The organism is Jonesia quinghaiensis DSM 15701 (assembly GCF_000423205.1).
Classification (GTDB): Bacteria; Actinomycetota; Actinomycetes; order Actinomycetales; family Cellulomonadaceae; genus Jonesia; species Jonesia quinghaiensis.
Genome location: NZ_KE383990.1, coordinates 87,675 through 105,083 on the forward strand (window position 1 = coordinate 87,675; position 17,409 = coordinate 105,083).

Genomic DNA, 17,409 nt, shown 5'->3' on the forward strand with positions numbered 1-17,409 from the left:
ACGTGACTGTACGCAGAATTATGGGCATCGAAACTGAATATGGGGTCACTCAGCACGGGAACCCGCGGGCAAATCCGATGCTCATGTCCAGCCAGATCGTCACCGCTTACCGGGCGATTTCCTCGACCGCACGCACCCGCGCCCGCTGGGACTATGTGGATGAGGATCCTTTATCTGATGCCCGCGGATTCCGTCTTCAGCGTGCTTCAGCGCACCCTTCGCTCCTGACCGATGACCCTTCGCGGCCGGCACCATCGGGCGAAGACACATCACTGCATGCCCAAAGTATGGCGCGTCCTACCACCGAAACGTATGACGACCCCTCAGCAGCAAACGCCATCTTGACCAATGGTGCGCGCCTCTACGTCGACCACGCGCACCCGGAATACTCCTCACCTGAGGTCACCACACCACGAGACGCAGTGACCTGGGATGTGGCAGGTGAACGTGTCATGCTACGAGCCGCACGCGAATTGCACACCTCCATGGGGATTGACCTGCAACTGTATAAAAACAACACCGACGGTAAAGGCGCTAGCTACGGCACCCACGAAAACTACTTGGTGAACCGTGACGTCCCATTTAGTGACATCACACATTTCCTCACCACCCACTTAGTGACCCGTCAGGTGTACACCGGGTCGGGGCGAGTTGGTCTTGGCACGCACGGTCAACACTCCGGGTTCCAGATCTCCCAACGTGCAGATTTTATGGAAGCTGAAGTGGGTTTAGAGACCACACTGCGCCGCCCCATCATCAATACCCGCGATGAGCCCCACGCTGATCGAGCCCGATGGCGGCGATTACACATCATTATTGGTGACGCGAACCTTCTCCAAACTGCGACCTGGCTCAAGTTAGGGACCACAAGCATCGTTCTATGGGTGTTAGAGCATCTCGAAGACCATGACGACGTTCGTCGTGAACTTGAGGCTCTCCAGTTAGCTGACCCAGTCGCTGACGTTCAGCGCGTCTCTCGGGACCTCACGTGCTCCCTGCCATTGACACTTGGCGATGGCAGCACTGCTAGCGCTATCGACATCCAACGGCGCTACCGAGAAATAGTTATCCGTCTTGTGCACCGAATCACCCCGCACGTTGATCACGACACCCAAGAAATTCTCGACGCCTGGGGCGAGACCTTAGATCAGTTGACGCATGATCCATTACAGTGCCACAGAACCGTGGAATGGGTGGCAAAGTACACCCTCCTTGATGCGATGCGTCGCCGAGGGAACCTCACCTGGGATCACCCCAAACTCGCCATGATGGACTTCCAATGGTCAGATGTGCGCCCCGAGCGGAGCCTAGCCACGAAACTCCTTGATGCTGGGCGCCTAGACACGATCACCAATGAAGAGGCCATCACCAACGCAATAGCCCACCCACCCCAAGACACCCGCGCATACTTTCGCGGTGAAGTGATGGACCGCTACCCCCAAGTGATCACTGGCGCGAGTTGGGATTCCGTCATCTTCGACCTACCCCAATCCCCAACATTGCACCGCATCCCCATGCTGGACCCATGGCGAGGAACCCGCGCACACGTAGGTGACCTCCTCCAAGAAAACCCAGACCCCGCAGACTTCCTCGCCGCACTGCTCAACCAGCCCCGCGAACCCCACCCCACCTCGGGTGAAACGCCCTAACCCCATCTGCCTCAGCACACGTATCATTCCCGCATACGGTTAGATGGAAACAGAACGACCCACCCACCAAGGAGTCACCATGGCCGCCCGCGAACACCAACAACCGCAACGATCACGGCGCGACGAGGACACCCCCGAACCAGAACAACCCCCCACACCCACACAAGCAGCAGCACAAACCAACGACGCAGACATCGACTCCTTCCTCGACGAAATTGACGATGTTCTTGAAATTAACGCCGAAACATTCGTCAAAGGGTTCGTGCAAAAAGGCGGGCAGTGATGGAACACCCCAGCACAGGCTTCCCCCAGGAATACCTCACGCCGGGCTCCTCATTCGTTGACTTTGTGCGCGCCCACGCCCCCGCGACACTACCTGACGCACACCACCTCACCCACGATGTGCCCCACGACGCCACACCCCACGGCACAACCATTGTGTCCCTGGAATACAACGGGGGAGTCATCCTTGCAGGAGACCGCCGAGCAACCATGGGGTCAATGATTGCTCACCGCGAAATAGAAAAAGTATTCGCCGCAGATGAACACTCCACCATCGGCATCGCAGGAACAGCGGGCATCGCCATTGAACTCGTCCGCCTCTTCCAACTAGAACTCGAACACTACGAAAAAATCGAAGGCGCCCAACTCTCCCTCGACGGAAAAGCCAACCGGCTCTCCACGATGCTGCGATCCCACCTCACCATGGCACTACGCGGACTAGCAGTCATCCCCGTCTTTGCAGGATGGGACCACACACGCGCACGCGGACGCATCTACTCCTACGATGTCGCTGGAGGCCGCTACGAAGAACCCAGCTTCACCTCCGTCGGCTCAGGATCAGTATTCGCACGAGGTGCACTCAAGAAACTATGGCGCCCAGGGATGGATGAACACACAGCAGTGTCCATCGCCATCGAAGCGCTATGGGACGCAGCAGACGACGATTCAGCGACAGCCGGACCAGACGCCATCCGAAAAATCTGGCCCATCATCGCCGTCGTAGACGCAACAGGTTTCCGCTACGTCACAGAACCAGTTGTCGCCGACATATGCGCTCTCATCGCCGCACAACGCGTAGAATCCCACCGCGGAGTACGCATCCTAGAACCAGGCCGTGATGGCCCAGGCAACAGACTCCCCACACCACAAGACCTCTCTCACCCACCCACAGGGGAGAACCAGCCATGACCATGCCGTTCTACATCTCACCAGAACAACTCATGCGAGACCGGGCCGACTACGCCCGCCAAGGCATCAACCGAGGTAGAGCAGTCATCGTGGCACAATGCGCCGCAGGGATCATCTTCGCCACCGAAAACCACTCCCAAGCGCTCCACAAAATCTCCGAAATATACGACCGCATCGGATTCGCAGCCGTAGGAAAATACAACGAGTTCGAAGCACTGCGCGTAGCAGGAATCCGGTACGCGGACCTCAAAGGCTACTCCTATGACAGGTCAGACGTGATCGCACGATCGTTAGCTAACACCTACGCACAAACCCTCGGCACAGCATTCACAACCGACTCCAAACCACTCGAAGTTGAAGTGATCATCGCCGAACTCGGCGCCACCGCCCAAGACGACGAGCTCTACCACCTGTCCTACGACGGGTCAGTCGCCCAAGAACACGGCTACGTTGTTGTCGGTGGCCACAGCGAAGAGATCCGCAAAGAACTAGCACACACCTGGAACCCAGACCTCCCCGTCGCCGACATCATCTCCCTCCTGTGCAAAGTACTCGCACGCCCACACGACCAAGAACCAGAAACACCACCCACCCCAGTAGCCCCAGAACACCTCGAAGCCGCGCTACTAGACAGGTCCCGCCCACGCCGCACATTCCGCCGACTCCACCTACCCGCTGACGCAGCACACTAAGGAAAACCACCCATGGCCACCCGCCGCATCTTCGGGCTAGAAACTGAGTACGGCATCACCTACTCACACCCCACCGACGACCACCACATGTCCGCCGACGAAGTAGCCCGCCAACTCTTCAAAAAAGTCGTCGCCTGGGGACGCTCCTCAAACGTCTTCCTCCGCAACGGCTCACGCCTCTACCTCGACGTCGGCTCACACCCTGAATACGCCACAGCAGAATGCGACAACGTTGAACAACTCATCGCCCACGACCGCGGCGGAGAACTCATCCTCAACGACCTCGTCCTCGATGCCCAACAACGCATCGCCCAAGAAGGCTACAACGGCACCATCCACCTGTTTAAAAACAACACAGACTCAGCAGGAAACTCCTACGGATGCCACGAAAACTACCTCGTGCGCCGCCAAGGAGACTTCGGACGCCTCGCCGACATCCTCATCCCCTTCCTCATCACCCGCCAAGTCCTCGTGGGAGCAGGAAAAATACTCGCAACACCCAACGGCCCCGCCTACTGCTTCTCACAACGAGCCGACCACATGTGGGAAGCCGTATCAAGCGCAACAACACGCTCACGCCCCATCATCAACACCCGCGACGAACCCCACGCCGACGCAGAATACTACCGGCGCCTCCACGTCATAGTCGGCGACTCATCCATGTCCCAAGCAACAACACTGCTCAAAGTCGGAGCAACAGACATGGTCCTGCGACTCATCGAAGCCGGCATCCCCATGCGCGACCTCGCCCTCGACAACCCCATGCGCGCCATCCGAGACGTCAGCCACGACATCACCGGCCGCGCAACCGTCACCCTCGCAAACGGTCGAGTCCTCACCGCCTGGCAACTCCAAGAAATCTACCTCGACAAAGTCCGCCAATTCACCGCAGCAACCGGCGAAGAAACCACCATAGACACCCAAGTATTCGACCTATGGGAACGCGGAATCCACGCCATCGAAACCCAAAACCCTGCCAGCATCGACACAGAACTCGACTGGGCCATCAAAAAGAAACTCCTCGACCGCTACCAAAACAAACTGGGCTGCACACTAGACGACCCCCGCCTAGCCCGACTCGACCTGGCCTACCACGACATTTCCCCCACCACCGGACTCGTCCACCGCCTCGAAAACCGCGGCCTCATGCGCACACTAGTCACCAACAACGACATCACCCACGCCAGCGAACACCCACCAACAACAACCCGAGCAAGCCTACGCGGACGTTTCGTACGCGCAGCACAAGACAAGAAAAAGGACTACACCGTCGACTGGGTACACCTCAAACTCAACGACCAAGCCCAACGCACAGTCCTCTGCAAAGACCCCTTCGCAGCACAAGACCCACGAGTCGACGCCCTCATCGACTCGATGTGACATCCCACATAAACCACCCCCCGCAGCGACACAACACCTCAACGCGCTCGCAGAAGTCGCTACGATATTGAGTCATGCACACCTTCCGGCACACGCCACGCCACCTGGTAGCGCTCGTCCTTACAAGTGCCCTCTTGCTCACCGCAGGGGCATGCTCGCAGGAAGCTGAACCAGAGCCGGAAGCCAGTACCCAAACAGTTGATGACACCATCACAGTCCAGGGCACAGCAGACGAAGCCCCAACCCTGACCTACGAGAAGCCCTACCCCTACAGTGAGCCAACAACAGAGGTGATCTGGAAAGGTGAAGGCACCCCCGTCGAAGCAGATCAGCCCATCCTTCTTCAGGTATATGCAGAAGACGGTGACACCGGCGAGGTTGTCCGTGACGACCACGTCTCAGTGCCCGCAGCGTACATGGTCACCGAAGAAGAGATCGGCGGCCAACTTTACGAAGCCCTCGTGGGACAAAACACGGGTAGTCGAGTACGTCTTGTCTCACACAAAGACAAACAAACCCTGATCACTGTTGTTGACATCGTCAGTGTCACCGCCGCAGGCGAAGCACGAGAAGCCGAAGAAGGCCAACCCCAAGTCACATATGGTGACCACGGCGCCCCCACCATCACCATCCCCAAAGACACCACAGCACCAACAGAACTACACGTCCAACAACTACGCACCGGCCGACGCAAACAAGTACAAGCAAACGCCCAAGTAGTACTCCAAGTTCATGCAGTGGCCTGGTCAACAGGTGAAGTATTTGAAACCACCTGGGGTGATGGGAAGAAACCAACAACCGTCACTGTTGGCACAGACGAACTCATCGAAGGGCTCGACCAAACACTGGTAGGAGTCCCCGTAGGATCACAACTGCTCATCGTCGTGCCCCCCGTCCTAGGGTTCGGTGCGATGGAAGGAAACGAACTAGCCGAGGAAACCCTCGTGTACGTCATCGACGTTCTCGCCGCATCAGATGCACGCGAGTAATCAGAAGAAAGAAGACTATGACTACCTCTGTGCGCGTCATTCCCTGCCTCGACGTTGATGCCGGCCGAGTCGTCAAAGGAGTGAACTTCGAAAACCTCCGCGACGCAGGCGACCCAGTAGAACTCGCCCGACGCTACGGACAACAAGGAGCAGACGAACTCACCTTCCTCGACGTCACCGCCTCCTCAACAAACCGCGAAACCACCTACGATGTCGTCCGACGCACCGCTGAAGAAGTGTTCATCCCCCTGACAGTAGGCGGGGGAGTGCGCCACCCGGACGATGTCGACCGGCTACTACGCGCCGGCGCCGACAAAGTAGCTGTCAACACCGCAGCGATCGCAGACCCTCAACTCATCTCAGCAATTGCTGACCGATTCGGCTCCCAAGTGCTTGTCCTGTCCGTAGACGCCCGCCGTGTCCGTGACGGCGTAACAACCCAATCCGGTTACGAAGTCACAACTCACGGCGGCAAGCGCGGCACCGGAATCGACGCAGTTGCTTGGGCAATCGAAGCAGCCTCACGCGGCGCAGGAGAAATACTCCTCAACTCCATGGACGCCGACGGCACCTACAACGGCTACGACCTCCCAATGTTCCAAGCAATCCGCCGCGAAGTAACAATCCCACTCATCGCCTCAGGCGGCGCCCACGAACCCGCAGACTTCACATCCGCCGCCCAAGCAGGAGCTGACGCAGTGCTTGCCGCAAGTGTGTTCCACTTCGGCAAACTCACCATCAACGACGTCAAAGACCACATGGAACAACACGGAATCGAGGTGCGGCGAACAGCCGCCTCACGCGTATGACATCCCAGAACACTCCCTACGCCCTTCCAGGAAGCCAAACCCGGCAGTCCATCACACTCATGACCCGCGGGATACGCAACGAATGGCGAATCTACGCGATCGCCATCGCAGCATCCGGGGTCTTCGGTCTGATCACCGTGGCAACATCGAGGGTAGTTGGTCACCTCACCAGCAGCTACATCATTCCCATCCTCGACGGCAACCGATCAGTAGCAACCATATGGGCCGGAGCGGGCATCCTGTTCGCCGTCATCGTCGCCCTTGTCATCTCCATCGTCTTCCGACGGATCTTTGCCGCCCAAGGCACCTTCCACCTACAAGCGAGACACCGCAGAGCCCTGGGAAATAAGTTTGTCGAACTGCCACCAGCCTGGCACCGTCAAACCTCCCCAGGGAAACTACTGTCAAACGTCTCCTCAGACTCCGAAGCAGCCACCAGCGTCTTCAACCCGCTGCCCTTCATGCTCGGAGTCGTCGTCATGCTCATCGCCGCAGCAGTTATGCTCTTCTCCATCGATAGTTGGCTCGCACTATCAGCGTTCTCCATCATTCCCATCATGATCATCGCTAACCTCTTCTTCCAACAAAAGATGACACCAGCGGTGACCCATGCCCAAGAACTACGTGGAGAAGTCTCCGAAGTCGCCCACGAAAGCTTCGAAGCGGCAACACTCGTTAAAGCGATGGGAACAGAAGACACCGAAGCCAAACGCTTCGACACCGTCACCGACGACCTCGAAAAAGCAAACGTACGCGCCGGCACAATCAGAGCAGTCTTCGACCCCATCATCGATGCCCTCCCAAACATCGGAGCGCTCCTCGTCCTTATCGTGGGCCTACAACGAGTCTCAGCCGGCGCAGCCACCGCAGGAGACATCGTTTCCGCCGCATATCTCATGAGCCTGCTAGCAGTACCAGTCCGCTCATTCGGATGGGTTCTCGCAGAACTCCCACGAAGCGTTGTTGGATACCAACGAGTCGCCCAAGTAGTCGACACAACCAACACTGTCACCCCAGGCACACACAACATGACACTCACCCCCGGCGAACCAGCAGAAGTGAAACTCGCCGACATAGGAGTGTCATTCACCGATGAACACGGAACACAACACGTCCTCCAAAACGTCACACTCACCATCACCGCAGGCACCACAATGGTCCTCATGGGACGAACCGGTGCAGGAAAATCCACCCTCGTCTCCCTCATCCCACGACTTGCAGATCCTGACCAAGGGACCATAACCATCGCCGACCACAACGTCGCCGAACTCACCCGCACCGCCCTCAGTAACTCCGTCGTGTTCGTCGCCCAATCAACCTTCATCTTCGAAGACACCGTTCGCACCAACGTCACCCTCAGCGACAGCGCCTACACCGACGAACAAGTATGGGAAGCCCTTGAAGCCGCCCACATTGCAGACTTCGTCCGTACACTCCCCAAAGGCATCAACACAAACCTCGGTGAACGCGGATCAAACCTCTCCGGAGGTCAACGACAACGCCTCGCCATAGCGCGTGCACTAGTACGCCGCCCATCCGTCCTCATCCTCGACGACGCAACCTCAGCCCTTGACCCACAAGTCGAACAAGCAATCCTCGCAACAGTCCGGCAGAACTACGCCACAACCGTCATCATGGTCGCCTACCGTGCAGCGAGTGCCCGCCTCGCCGACGAAGTATGCGTCCTTGCGCACGGAAATATTGTCGCCCGTGGCACCCACGACCAACTTGTCACCACAAACAACTACTACCAAGAACTCGTCATGGCCTACGAACGCGACGCAGAGCAACGACGAGAGGACTCCAATGCCGGACTCTAACAACGGAAGCCACATCGCCTCCGCTTCGAACCTCGGAGCCATCGCCACAGTACGACGCGGCATCCAACTCACCCCAGAACTCATTAACGGAATCTGGCTCACACTCGCCCTTGCGGTTCTTGCTGCAGCAGGAAAAGTTGTTATCCCCATTACGGTGCAACAAGCCGTTGATGCCACAACGTCAGGTGCCGAGAATCTTCTTGGTGAAATAACAACTGTCGGGACGATAGCGCTCATTGCTATTGCTGTCGCAGCGCTCTCCACAACAGCAGTGAATATCCGGCTTGTTCGGAACGCAGAACGCGGACTTGCCCGGCTACGTCAGCAAGCATTCCGCCACATTCACCGCCTGTCTGTGCTCACCCAAAACACTGAGCGACGTGGGGCCCTGGTGTCTCGTGTCACGTCGGATGTCGACACCATCTCCCTGTTTGTTCAATGGGGAGGCATCATGCTGCTGACATCAGTGCTGCAGCTAGTCGCTGCAACAGCTGTCATGCTGTTCTACTCATGGCAGTTGACGATCCTGGTATGGGTTACCTTCATCCCGTTCATGTTCCTTCTGCGCCCTGCGCAGCGCCGAGTTAACGTCAGCTTCACTCGCGTGCGATCACGTATGGGCGATTTGCTCGGGGCAGTTTCTGAGGCCATCGTTGGATCGTCCACGGTCTACTCCTACGGCATCGCGGACAAAACCCGGGAAAAAATCACCACCCGCGTGAACGAGCACCGATCAGCAGGTGTCCAAGCGATGACCCACGTCGCCTACTCTTTCGCTGCAGGTGTGTTCGCTGCGAACCTGGTGCTAGTTGTTGTCGTTATCGCTGGCGCCTACCTCGGAGTAGCTGGAAATATCACTGCTGGGCAACTCGTTGCCTTCCTGTTCCTTACCCAGCTATTCACCGGCCCGGTTCAGCTAGCTACCGAAGTGCTCAATGAACTTCAAAACGCCGTCGCAGGCTGGCGCCGGGTTATCGCGGTTATCGAAACACCGATTGACGTCACCTCGCCGGAAAACTCCGTCACACAACCTCCTCGTGGCCCAGGGGCGCTCACTATCACCGACGTTGCGTACCGCTACCCAGGCGGAGACCTCGTCCTCAATGACGTGAACCTCCATGTTCAAGCTGGTAAACGCGTTGCAGTCGTTGGGGAAACAGGGTCAGGGAAAACCACACTGGCTAAACTCGTTACTCGGTTCGCAGACCCCACTCACGGGCACATCGCATTCGACGGAATTGATCTCAAAGACCACTCCCAAGAAGACCTGCGCACCCGAATCCTCCTCATCCCACAAGAAGGATTCTTGTTCAACGCCACCATTGCGGAAAATATCGCGTACGGGATTTCCCAACGCCACCCAGGTATAACCCAAGAAAACATCACACAGACCGTTCATCAAGCGATCCATGAACTTGGCTTAACCCCGTGGCTCTCTACACTCCCGAATGGTGAAAACACAGAGGTTGGACAACGTGGTGAACGTCTGTCCGCCGGAGAGCGCCAACTCATCGCCCTCGCCCGGGCATACATTTCAGGTGCGGACCTGATTGTCATGGACGAAGTGACCTCCGCAGTTGACCCTGCAACAGAAGTGACGATCTCCCGTGCGCTGGAGAAGCTCATGGATGGCAAATCAACACTGACCATTGCACACCGTCTGTCCACTGCGGCCGCCAGTGACCACGTTGTGGTGATGGATTCGGGGCGCGTTGTGGAGCAGGGAACACATGAACAACTCCTTGCACTCCAAGGTCGCTACAGTGCGATGTATAACGCGTGGATCAGCCAAACAACTTCTCAGCAGCACTAAGTAACCACGACAGGACCTCGATGATGACTACTTCCGAACTTGATCCGGATCTTGCTGGACGACTAAAACGCGACGCCGCTGGTCTGATCGCCGCCATCATTCAGCAACATGACACCCGTGAAGTTCTCATGCTTGGGTGGATGGATGATGAGGCTCTTCGGAGAACACTGACCCAAGGACGCGTGACGTTCTACTCCAGGTCGCGCCAAGAGTATTGGCGTAAAGGTGACACTTCAGGTCACACCCAACACGTGAAGTCCGTCGCCCTTGATTGTGACGGGGATGCACTACTCATTCAAGTGCACCAAGTTGGTGCAGCCTGCCACACTGGGGAACGTACCTGCTTCATCGCCGGGGGAGACCTTGGCGCACAGGTAGACCCTGAGCCGGTATCCTAAACCCCAACCCGCAGCCCCTAAACGTCCGAGGGAACAGCATGACGCACCAAGCACCACGTCAGTCCGTAGACGCCCTGCCATGGGGTGAGACGTGGCCAACGGCAGAGACGTTCACTGAGTTGGCCACTGACCGGCGTGTCATCCCTGTCGTGAGGAAAATACTTGCTGACGACATCACCCCCGTGGGGTTATACCGCATTCTTGCGCAAAGTCGTCGCGGAACGTTCCTCATGGAATCCGCAGAAATCGATGGAACCTGGTCGCGCTACTCCTTTGTCGGCGTCCATTCACGGGCAACACTGACTATGCAGAATGACAAGGCTGTGTGGAATGGCGATGTCCCAGTAGGCATCCCGAGTGATGGCAAGCCCTTAGATACGTTGCGTGCGACATTGCAAGAACTACACACCGAGCCAATACCGGGGCTCCCTCCCTTCACAGGCGGGTTAGTCGGTGCTATGGGGTGGGAAATTATCCGGCAGTGGGAACCCACAATCCGCCCACAAGCTACTCGTGAACTCGACGTTCCCGATATGACGCTCCTCCTTGCCTCTGACATCGCGGCGATTGATCACACCAACGGAACGGTATGGTTGATTGCCAACGCAATTAACTACAACAACACACCAGATCGCGTGGATGATGCGTACAACGATGCGGTGTCACGGCTTGATGCGATGGAACGAGACTTAGTCCACGGTTTAGCTACCGGCTTCCCCGATGTCCCACGCGTCACTGACCCTGACCGTCCAGTGCCAGACATCGAGTTCCGCACGAGCCGCGAACGCTACACCCAGATGATTTCTCGCGGTAAAGAAGCCATCCGTGATGGAGAAGTATTCCAAATTGTGTTGTCCCAACGTTTTGACGTTGAGTGTTCAGCTCACCCATTGGACGTTTACCGGGTACTGAGGACTGTTAATCCCAGCCCGTACATGTATCTGTTCGAATTAGAAGATCACAATGGAGTTCCATTCGCCATTGTGGGATCTAGTCCAGAAACACTCGTCAAACTTAACGACGGTACTGTCACGACGTACCCTATTGCTGGTTCACGGCCACGGGGTGGAACGTACGAGGAAGACCAACTCAACGCTAAAGATGTTCAAGAGGATCCCAAAGAGGTCGCTGAACACATCATGCTGGTTGATTTGTCACGCAACGACCTCGTCAAAGTCTGTACACCTGGGACCGTTGATGTCGCCGAGTTCATGCATATCAAACGATTCAGCCACATCATGCACATGTGTTCGACTGTGATCGGCAAGCTCCGCCCTGGTGTCACAGCACTTGACGTTTTCACTGCGACCTTCCCCGCCGGTACGTTGTCAGGTGCTCCAAAGAACCGCGCCATTGAACTTATTGACGCCTACGAACAAACAGCTCGAGGGATTTACGGCGGGACAGTGGGGTATTTCTCCTTCGATGGCAATATGGACATGGCAATTGCTATCAGAACAGCGCACATCACCCAAGGGCGCGCGTACGTCCAGGCTGGGGGCGGGATTGTCGCTGATTCGCAAGAGGACACCGAATTTTGGGAAACCCGGAACAAAGCCGCTGCAGTGATCAATGCGATCCAGCGTGCTAGTCAACTAGCAACCCGGCAACCATGACGATCTCGACACTGACAAGCCGTCGCACCACAGTGCTAACAGCCCTCGTGGTGAGTATTGTGCTGCTTATTGTGGCGAACATTGAATGGTATGCGACAACGGCAACAACAGTGCTGGACGTTGATGAACGAATATCCGTCAGCGGTCAAGACATTATGCCGTTACTGTCAGCGGCTGCTTTTGTTGGTATTGCAGCATCGCTCTTCATCGCCATCGCTCACCGAATCGGTTTGTATATTGCCGGTGCAGTGGTTGTGCTGTGCGGGATCGGAGCAGGTGCTGCTTCTGTCCTGGCTCCGTCTGCAGCGCCCGGACGCCTGGCACAAGAGGTTGTGTCGTCCGTTGGTGTGGCAAGTGGTCCTGTTGCAGAGCACGGCAGCGTGATGCCATTGATAGCTGGCGTGTGTGGGGGTCTTCTCCTGTGGTGCGGGTTTGTGACAATCGCGCGCGCGCATCGGTGGAATAGGACAGGGCAGCAGTATCAGCGTCCCGTTGCTGACATGACACAACAGGTCTCTCAAGACCTTGATGCACGTGATACTTGGGATGCTTTGAGTCGGGGAGAAGATCCGTCTGCGGGTCGCACGCTCGGTGACACTGAAGAAAATTAGCGATTAGAAGGCCAAAAGTCCTAGAGTGTTCGGTAGGCTTAGGACACATCGTTTCTCGAAAGGCGTGACATGTCAGTCAAAGATGTTGACTACTCTCAGAACATTCTCCACCCACATGGCATGGAATTGCCTTCCACCGTTCCGCCAAAGAATCACGGACACACCCCCGCAGCGTGGTTTTTGACCATTGTTGTTGCATTGGGTTCGCTGATCGTTGGGCTAGGGATGCCGTTGAACAGCATGGTGATGATTGGTGCTGGCGTTGTTGTGGTGATTGTTGGACTTGTAGGGGGAGTGGTACTCTCCCTCGCTGGCAAGGGTCAGGCGCGCCCAGCTAAGAACTCTTCGTCGCGTTAGAACGTGCTTTTACTGGTGCTGCACTGGTGAGAATCATCGTGTGCTTGTCAACGGTTCCATGACAAAGGGGGAAGACCATGACAGCGGTCTTCCCCCTTTGTCATGACGTGGTTCGTGCCTGTGTGGTGGGGTGGCATGTCTCATGGACGTAGCCGTGGTCAAAACCACCGAGTTTTTATGCCTACCATGGACCAAGCAACCGTTGGGCTCTTGACAGGGGATCGTATTCACAGCGAATGCGTGCGCCGGAAGGAAAAGTGCACTATGACCGTTCTGGATGACATCATCGCTGGAGTGCGCGAGGATCTAGCCCGCCGAGAAGCTGTGACGAGCCTCGACGATTTGAAGGCTCTGGCAGCCCGGCAACCATCGGCGAAGGAATGCCTTGGCCGTTTGAAAGACCCCGAAGCTGTTGCAGTTATTGCTGAGGTGAAGCGGTCAAGCCCGAGCAAAGGTGCTCTCGCTCCCATTGATGACCCGGCAGCCTTAGCAGCTGAGTATGAAAAAGGTGGGGCGTCGGTCATTTCCGTCCTGACCGAAGAACGACGTTTCTCCGGTTCCCTTGCTGACCTCCAAGCCGTACGAGCCGCGGTTGACGTTCCAGTTCTGCGGAAAGATTTCATCGTCACCCCCTACCAAGTGTGGGAAGCTCGCGCGTATGGCGCTGACTTGGTTTTGCTCATTGTGGCCGCGTTGGAGCAAACGGTGTTGGAGTCACTCATTGAACGTGTTCATTCCTTAGGAATGACTGCGCTTGTCGAGGTCCACACTGTTGAGGAAGTAGCGCGTGCTGTTGAAGCCGGCGCTCGACTTATTGGTGTCAATACTCGTAATCTCAAGACTCTTGAGGTGGATCGCGGCACGTTCGCTGCTGTCGCTCCCTCGATCCCGCCGCACGTTGTTACCGTTGCAGAATCCGGTGTCCGTGGCCCACATGATGTCGTGGAATACGTACGGTCTGGCGCAGACGCTGTGCTCGTGGGCGAGGCCTTAGTAACAGGAGGCACCCCGAGAAGTTCCGTCGCAGATCTTGTTGCCGCTGGCTCGCATCCGTCACTGCGCGCATTACGCCACCCATAGTGTGACGCATCGTGCCATGACAACGCGATGAACCACGTTTTATACCCGCGCACAGAAGGAGATACTGTGGCCCCGTCGCTACAGAATATGCCCGGTCCGTATTTTGGGGACTTTGGTGGCAGGTTTATGCCCGAAGCGCTCATTGCAGCGCTTGATGAACTTGACGCGGCCTATAACACCGCGAAGAATGACCCGGCTTTTATTGCTGAGTTGCAGGCACTCCACCGCGACTACTCGGGGCGCCCCAGCATCATTACTGAAGTTCCGCGGTTTGCTCGCCACGCTGGGGGAGTGAGGGTTTTCCTTAAGCGTGAAGACCTCAACCACACAGGCTCGCACAAAATCAACAATGTGCTGGGCCAAGCACTGCTGACAAAACTGGTCGGAAAAAAGCGAGTAATCGCTGAGACAGGAGCTGGGCAACATGGTGTTGCCACTGCAACAGCAGCAGCGCTCTTTGACCTCGACTGTGTGGTCTACATGGGGGAGGAAGACACCAAGCGCCAGGCACTGAACGTCGCTCGTATGCGTTTGCTGGGCGCGGAGGTTATTCTAGTGACCACCGGGTCACGAACCCTGAAAGATGCTATCAATGAGGCACTGCGCGACTGGGTGACAAACGTTGATACCACCAACTATGTGTTTGGCACCGCAGCGGGGCCTCACCCGTTCCCTGCTATGGTCCGAGATTTCCAACGAATTATTGGCGTTGAAGCACGTCAGCAAATGTTGGATTCGGTGGGGCGGTTGCCTGACGTAGTGGCTGCCTGTGTCGGTGGTGGATCAAATGCCATTGGAATTTTCGATGCGTTTGTTGATGACACTTCTACACGCCTCGTAGGTTTTGAGGCAGGTGGTGACGGTATTGAGACAGGTCGTCACGCTTCAACGATCTCAGGTGGCGAACCTGGTGTGCTACACGGCGCGAAGTCCTATCTCCTCCAAGACGAGGACGGCCAAACTGTTGAAAGCCACTCGATTTCAGCAGGGCTAGATTACCCAGGTGTAGGACCGCAACACGCTTTCCTGCACTCGATTGGCCGTGCTGAATATCGCTCTATCACCGATGCTCAGGCCATGGATGCACTTCGGTTGTTGTCGAGAACTGAGGGGATTATCCCTGCTATCGAGTCAGCGCATGCGTTAGCTGGTGCTCTGCACTTGGGGCGCGAAGCTGCTGAAGCTGGTCGACCTGATGAGATCATTTTGGTCAATCTTTCTGGGCGCGGCGACAAGGACGTAGCGACTGCCGCTCGGTGGTTTGATCTTGTTGACGCTGACGCTGATCTCACAGAGGGTGGTGCATGATGGTGAGCTCCGTTGAAAAACGACTTGATGAGCTGTCAGCTGATGGGCGAGCAGCCCTGATTGGGTATCTGCCTGTTGGCTTTCCGGATGTTGCTACCAGCGTTGACGCTGTAAACACTCTTATTGATGCGGGCGTGGACATTATTGAGTTGGGTGTCCCGTATTCGGACCCTGTGATGGATGGTCCAATGATCGCTGCCGCTGTGCAGAGCGCATTGGAATCAGGTGCCCGACTCACTGATGTTTTTGATGTTGTCAAACAAGTCAGTGGTCGCGGGGTGCCTATCCTTGTCATGACCTACTACAACCCGGTTTTCCACTATGGGGTTGAACGTTTCGCAGCTGATCTTGCTGCTGCTGGCGGCGCCGGTTTGATCACTCCCGATCTCACACCAGATTCAGCACACGAATGGATCGAAGCGGCTGACCGTCACGGTTTGGACAAGGTCTTCCTTGTTGCACCGAGTTCAACGGATCAGCGGGTCGAAATGACGGCCAAAGCGTCGCGTGGTTTTGTGTACGCTGCATCCACGATGGGGGTTACAGGGGAACGGGTAACTGTCAGTGACGCAGCACGTGAACTTGTGCACAGAACGCGGGAACGGGGGGCTCAGCACGTGTGTGTTGGCCTCGGCGTGTCTACCCCTGAGCAAGCGGCTGCCGTTGGTACCTATGCGGACGGTGTGATTGTCGGATCGGCTTTTGTCCGCCCTCTTGTTGGAACTGAGCCGCTGAGTGAACGATTAGCCGCGTTGCGGACTGTGGCCTCAGCTATGGCGAATTCTATTGCCGGATCACGAAGCAAGGACAACCTGTGAATACCGTCTTGATGTCTATTCCCAGTCCAAGCGAGAGTGTCTGGTACTTGGGTCCCCTACCTCTTCGTGCGTATGCTCTCGCAATTCTTGCGGGAATTTTTGTCGCATTGTGGCTGACGGTACGTCGTATTGGGCCTCGCGGTGGTACTGCAGAGCAGGTGTATGACGTAACGATGTGGGCGGTCCCGTTTGGAATTGTCGGCGGGCGGCTGTACCACGTTATTTCCTCTCCTCGCGCCTATTTCGGTGAGGGAGGCGAACCGATCCGTGCCTTGTACATTTGGGAAGGCGGATTGGGTATCTGGGGGGCAGTTGCTCTCGGTGCAGTTGGGGCGTGGATTGGTTGTCGCCGCGCTGGATTGTCTTTCTCTTCGTACGCTGACGCTTTGGCGCCTGGACTATTGCTTGCGCAGGCGATCGGACGCCTTGGTAACTGGTTTAATCAAGAGCTATTTGGCGGCCCAACAGATCTTCCGTGGGGTCTGGAAATCGACGATGCCCACCTGCCAGCAGGGTACGAAAGTGGAACTTTATTCCACCCCACATTCCTCTACGAACTGCTGTGGTGTGTTCTCGGCGCGATGGTTCTGTTGTACTTGGATAAGAAGGTGAAATTCCGACCTTTCCAAGTCCTCTGGCTGTACGTTGTGTGGTACACAGCTGGCCGGTTGTGGATCGAGCTACTTCGCATCGATACCGCGGAGATTGTGTGGGGGATGCGAGTAAACGTATGGACGTCACTTGCGGTGTTGTCGCTGGGGGTAATCGGGTTCGTCATCGCCGGCAGACGTAACATTCTCGTTAACGAATCCTCAGAATCGGACACGGAACAGTCCACGAACCAGCCGTAGATCGAACTCGACTTGACAGCGAAGAAC

Annotated in this window: 17 protein-coding genes; all 17 read left to right on the top strand. The window is 56.6% G+C overall.

The annotated features are described in order from the left end of the window. Window positions 1-2 precede the first annotated feature (2 nt). A complete protein-coding gene (gene dop, locus G538_RS0112865) occupies window positions 3-1,649 on the top strand; it encodes a depupylase/deamidase Dop (RefSeq protein ID WP_029069614.1) in 1,647 nt (548 codons plus the stop codon). Window positions 1,650-1,728: 79 nt separating this feature from the next. Continuing rightward, window positions 1,729-1,932: a ubiquitin-like protein Pup gene (locus tag G538_RS0112870; protein WP_029069615.1), complete on the top strand. Its 204-nt coding sequence runs from the start codon at window positions 1,729-1,731 to the stop codon at window positions 1,930-1,932. Then, window positions 1,932-2,840 carry a proteasome subunit beta gene (gene prcB / locus G538_RS16880; protein WP_051197183.1) on the top strand — a complete coding sequence of 303 codons (909 nt, stop codon included), beginning with the start codon at window positions 1,932-1,934 and terminating at the stop codon, window positions 2,838-2,840. Before G538_RS0112870 ends, prcB begins: the two co-directional genes overlap by 1 nt. Further along, window positions 2,837-3,532, top strand: coding sequence for a proteasome subunit alpha (gene prcA, locus G538_RS0112880; RefSeq protein WP_029069616.1), 696 nt, complete (start codon window positions 2,837-2,839; stop codon window positions 3,530-3,532). Before prcB ends, prcA begins: the two co-directional genes overlap by 4 nt. Before the next feature lie 12 nt (window positions 3,533-3,544). Further along, on the top strand, window positions 3,545-4,912 hold the full coding sequence (pafA, locus tag G538_RS0112885) for a Pup--protein ligase (RefSeq protein WP_029069617.1): 1,368 nt from the start codon (window positions 3,545-3,547) through the stop codon (window positions 4,910-4,912). Between the two features lie 74 nt (window positions 4,913-4,986). Next, on the top strand, window positions 4,987-5,901 hold the full coding sequence (locus tag G538_RS17580) for an FKBP-type peptidyl-prolyl cis-trans isomerase (protein WP_051197185.1): 915 nt from the start codon (window positions 4,987-4,989) through the stop codon (window positions 5,899-5,901). A gap of 17 nt (window positions 5,902-5,918) precedes the next feature. After that, entirely contained in the window at window positions 5,919-6,710 is a 792-nt protein-coding gene (gene hisF / locus G538_RS0112895; protein ID WP_029069618.1) for an imidazole glycerol phosphate synthase subunit HisF, read from the top strand. Further along, on the top strand, window positions 6,707-8,530 hold the full coding sequence (locus G538_RS0112900) for an ABC transporter ATP-binding protein (protein ID WP_029069619.1): 1,824 nt from the start codon (window positions 6,707-6,709) through the stop codon (window positions 8,528-8,530). Before hisF ends, G538_RS0112900 begins: the two co-directional genes overlap by 4 nt. Further along, window positions 8,517-10,343 (top strand): ABC transporter ATP-binding protein, encoded by a 1,827-nt coding sequence (locus G538_RS0112905; RefSeq protein ID WP_029069620.1) that lies wholly within the window; start codon window positions 8,517-8,519, stop codon window positions 10,341-10,343. Before G538_RS0112900 ends, G538_RS0112905 begins: the two co-directional genes overlap by 14 nt. 20 nt (window positions 10,344-10,363) lie before the next feature. Then, window positions 10,364-10,741 (top strand): phosphoribosyl-AMP cyclohydrolase, encoded by a 378-nt coding sequence (hisI, locus tag G538_RS0112910; protein WP_029069621.1) that lies wholly within the window; start codon window positions 10,364-10,366, stop codon window positions 10,739-10,741. Window positions 10,742-10,779: 38 nt separating this feature from the next. Then, window positions 10,780-12,357 (top strand): anthranilate synthase component I, encoded by a 1,578-nt coding sequence (locus tag G538_RS0112915; protein ID WP_029069622.1) that lies wholly within the window; start codon window positions 10,780-10,782, stop codon window positions 12,355-12,357. Then, complete coding sequence (locus tag G538_RS0112920; protein ID WP_029069623.1) at window positions 12,354-12,968, top strand: Trp biosynthesis-associated membrane protein; 615 nt, start codon at window positions 12,354-12,356, stop codon at window positions 12,966-12,968. The genes G538_RS0112915 and G538_RS0112920 overlap by 4 nt, the downstream gene beginning before the upstream one ends. A gap of 69 nt (window positions 12,969-13,037) precedes the next feature. Next, the gene (locus G538_RS0112925; protein ID WP_051197188.1) at window positions 13,038-13,325 is read left to right on the top strand and encodes an HGxxPAAW family protein; all 288 of its coding nucleotides are present in this window, start codon (window positions 13,038-13,040) and stop codon (window positions 13,323-13,325) included. A 264-nt stretch (window positions 13,326-13,589) separates the two neighbouring features. After that, window positions 13,590-14,405 carry an indole-3-glycerol phosphate synthase TrpC gene (gene trpC, locus G538_RS0112930; RefSeq protein ID WP_029069625.1) on the top strand — a complete coding sequence of 272 codons (816 nt, stop codon included), beginning with the start codon at window positions 13,590-13,592 and terminating at the stop codon, window positions 14,403-14,405. An 87-nt stretch (window positions 14,406-14,492) separates the two neighbouring features. After that, complete coding sequence (gene trpB, locus G538_RS0112935; protein ID WP_035834348.1) at window positions 14,493-15,713, top strand: tryptophan synthase subunit beta; 1,221 nt, start codon at window positions 14,493-14,495, stop codon at window positions 15,711-15,713. Beyond that, window positions 15,713-16,531, top strand: a complete 819-nt coding sequence (gene trpA / locus G538_RS0112940; protein ID WP_035834349.1) for a tryptophan synthase subunit alpha — start codon at window positions 15,713-15,715, stop codon at window positions 16,529-16,531. Before trpB ends, trpA begins: the two co-directional genes overlap by 1 nt. Window positions 16,532-16,542: 11 nt before the next feature. Next, window positions 16,543-17,382, top strand: a complete 840-nt coding sequence (gene lgt / locus G538_RS0112945) for a prolipoprotein diacylglyceryl transferase (RefSeq protein ID WP_035834447.1) — start codon at window positions 16,543-16,545, stop codon at window positions 17,380-17,382. The last annotated feature ends 27 nt before the right edge of the window (window positions 17,383-17,409 follow it).

Coding starts and splice junctions, on each gene's coding strand:
- G538_RS0112870 (WP_029069615.1), top strand. CDS start 1,729: ATGGCCGCCCGCGAACACCAACAACCGCAACGATCACGGCGCGACGAG.
- prcB (WP_051197183.1), top strand. CDS start 1,932: ATGGAACACCCCAGCACAGGCTTCCCCCAGGAATACCTCACGCCGGGC.
- prcA (WP_029069616.1), top strand. CDS start 2,837: ATGACCATGCCGTTCTACATCTCACCAGAACAACTCATGCGAGACCGG.
- pafA (WP_029069617.1), top strand. CDS start 3,545: ATGGCCACCCGCCGCATCTTCGGGCTAGAAACTGAGTACGGCATCACC.
- G538_RS17580 (WP_051197185.1), top strand. CDS start 4,987: ATGCACACCTTCCGGCACACGCCACGCCACCTGGTAGCGCTCGTCCTT.
- hisF (WP_029069618.1), top strand. CDS start 5,919: ATGACTACCTCTGTGCGCGTCATTCCCTGCCTCGACGTTGATGCCGGC.
- G538_RS0112900 (WP_029069619.1), top strand. CDS start 6,707: ATGACATCCCAGAACACTCCCTACGCCCTTCCAGGAAGCCAAACCCGG.
- G538_RS0112905 (WP_029069620.1), top strand. CDS start 8,517: ATGCCGGACTCTAACAACGGAAGCCACATCGCCTCCGCTTCGAACCTC.
- hisI (WP_029069621.1), top strand. CDS start 10,364: ATGATGACTACTTCCGAACTTGATCCGGATCTTGCTGGACGACTAAAA.
- G538_RS0112915 (WP_029069622.1), top strand. CDS start 10,780: ATGACGCACCAAGCACCACGTCAGTCCGTAGACGCCCTGCCATGGGGT.
- G538_RS0112920 (WP_029069623.1), top strand. CDS start 12,354: ATGACGATCTCGACACTGACAAGCCGTCGCACCACAGTGCTAACAGCC.
- G538_RS0112925 (WP_051197188.1), top strand. CDS start 13,038: ATGTCAGTCAAAGATGTTGACTACTCTCAGAACATTCTCCACCCACAT.
- trpC (WP_029069625.1), top strand. CDS start 13,590: ATGACCGTTCTGGATGACATCATCGCTGGAGTGCGCGAGGATCTAGCC.
- trpB (WP_035834348.1), top strand. CDS start 14,493: ATGCCCGGTCCGTATTTTGGGGACTTTGGTGGCAGGTTTATGCCCGAA.
- trpA (WP_035834349.1), top strand. CDS start 15,713: ATGGTGAGCTCCGTTGAAAAACGACTTGATGAGCTGTCAGCTGATGGG.
- lgt (WP_035834447.1), top strand. CDS start 16,543: ATGTCTATTCCCAGTCCAAGCGAGAGTGTCTGGTACTTGGGTCCCCTA.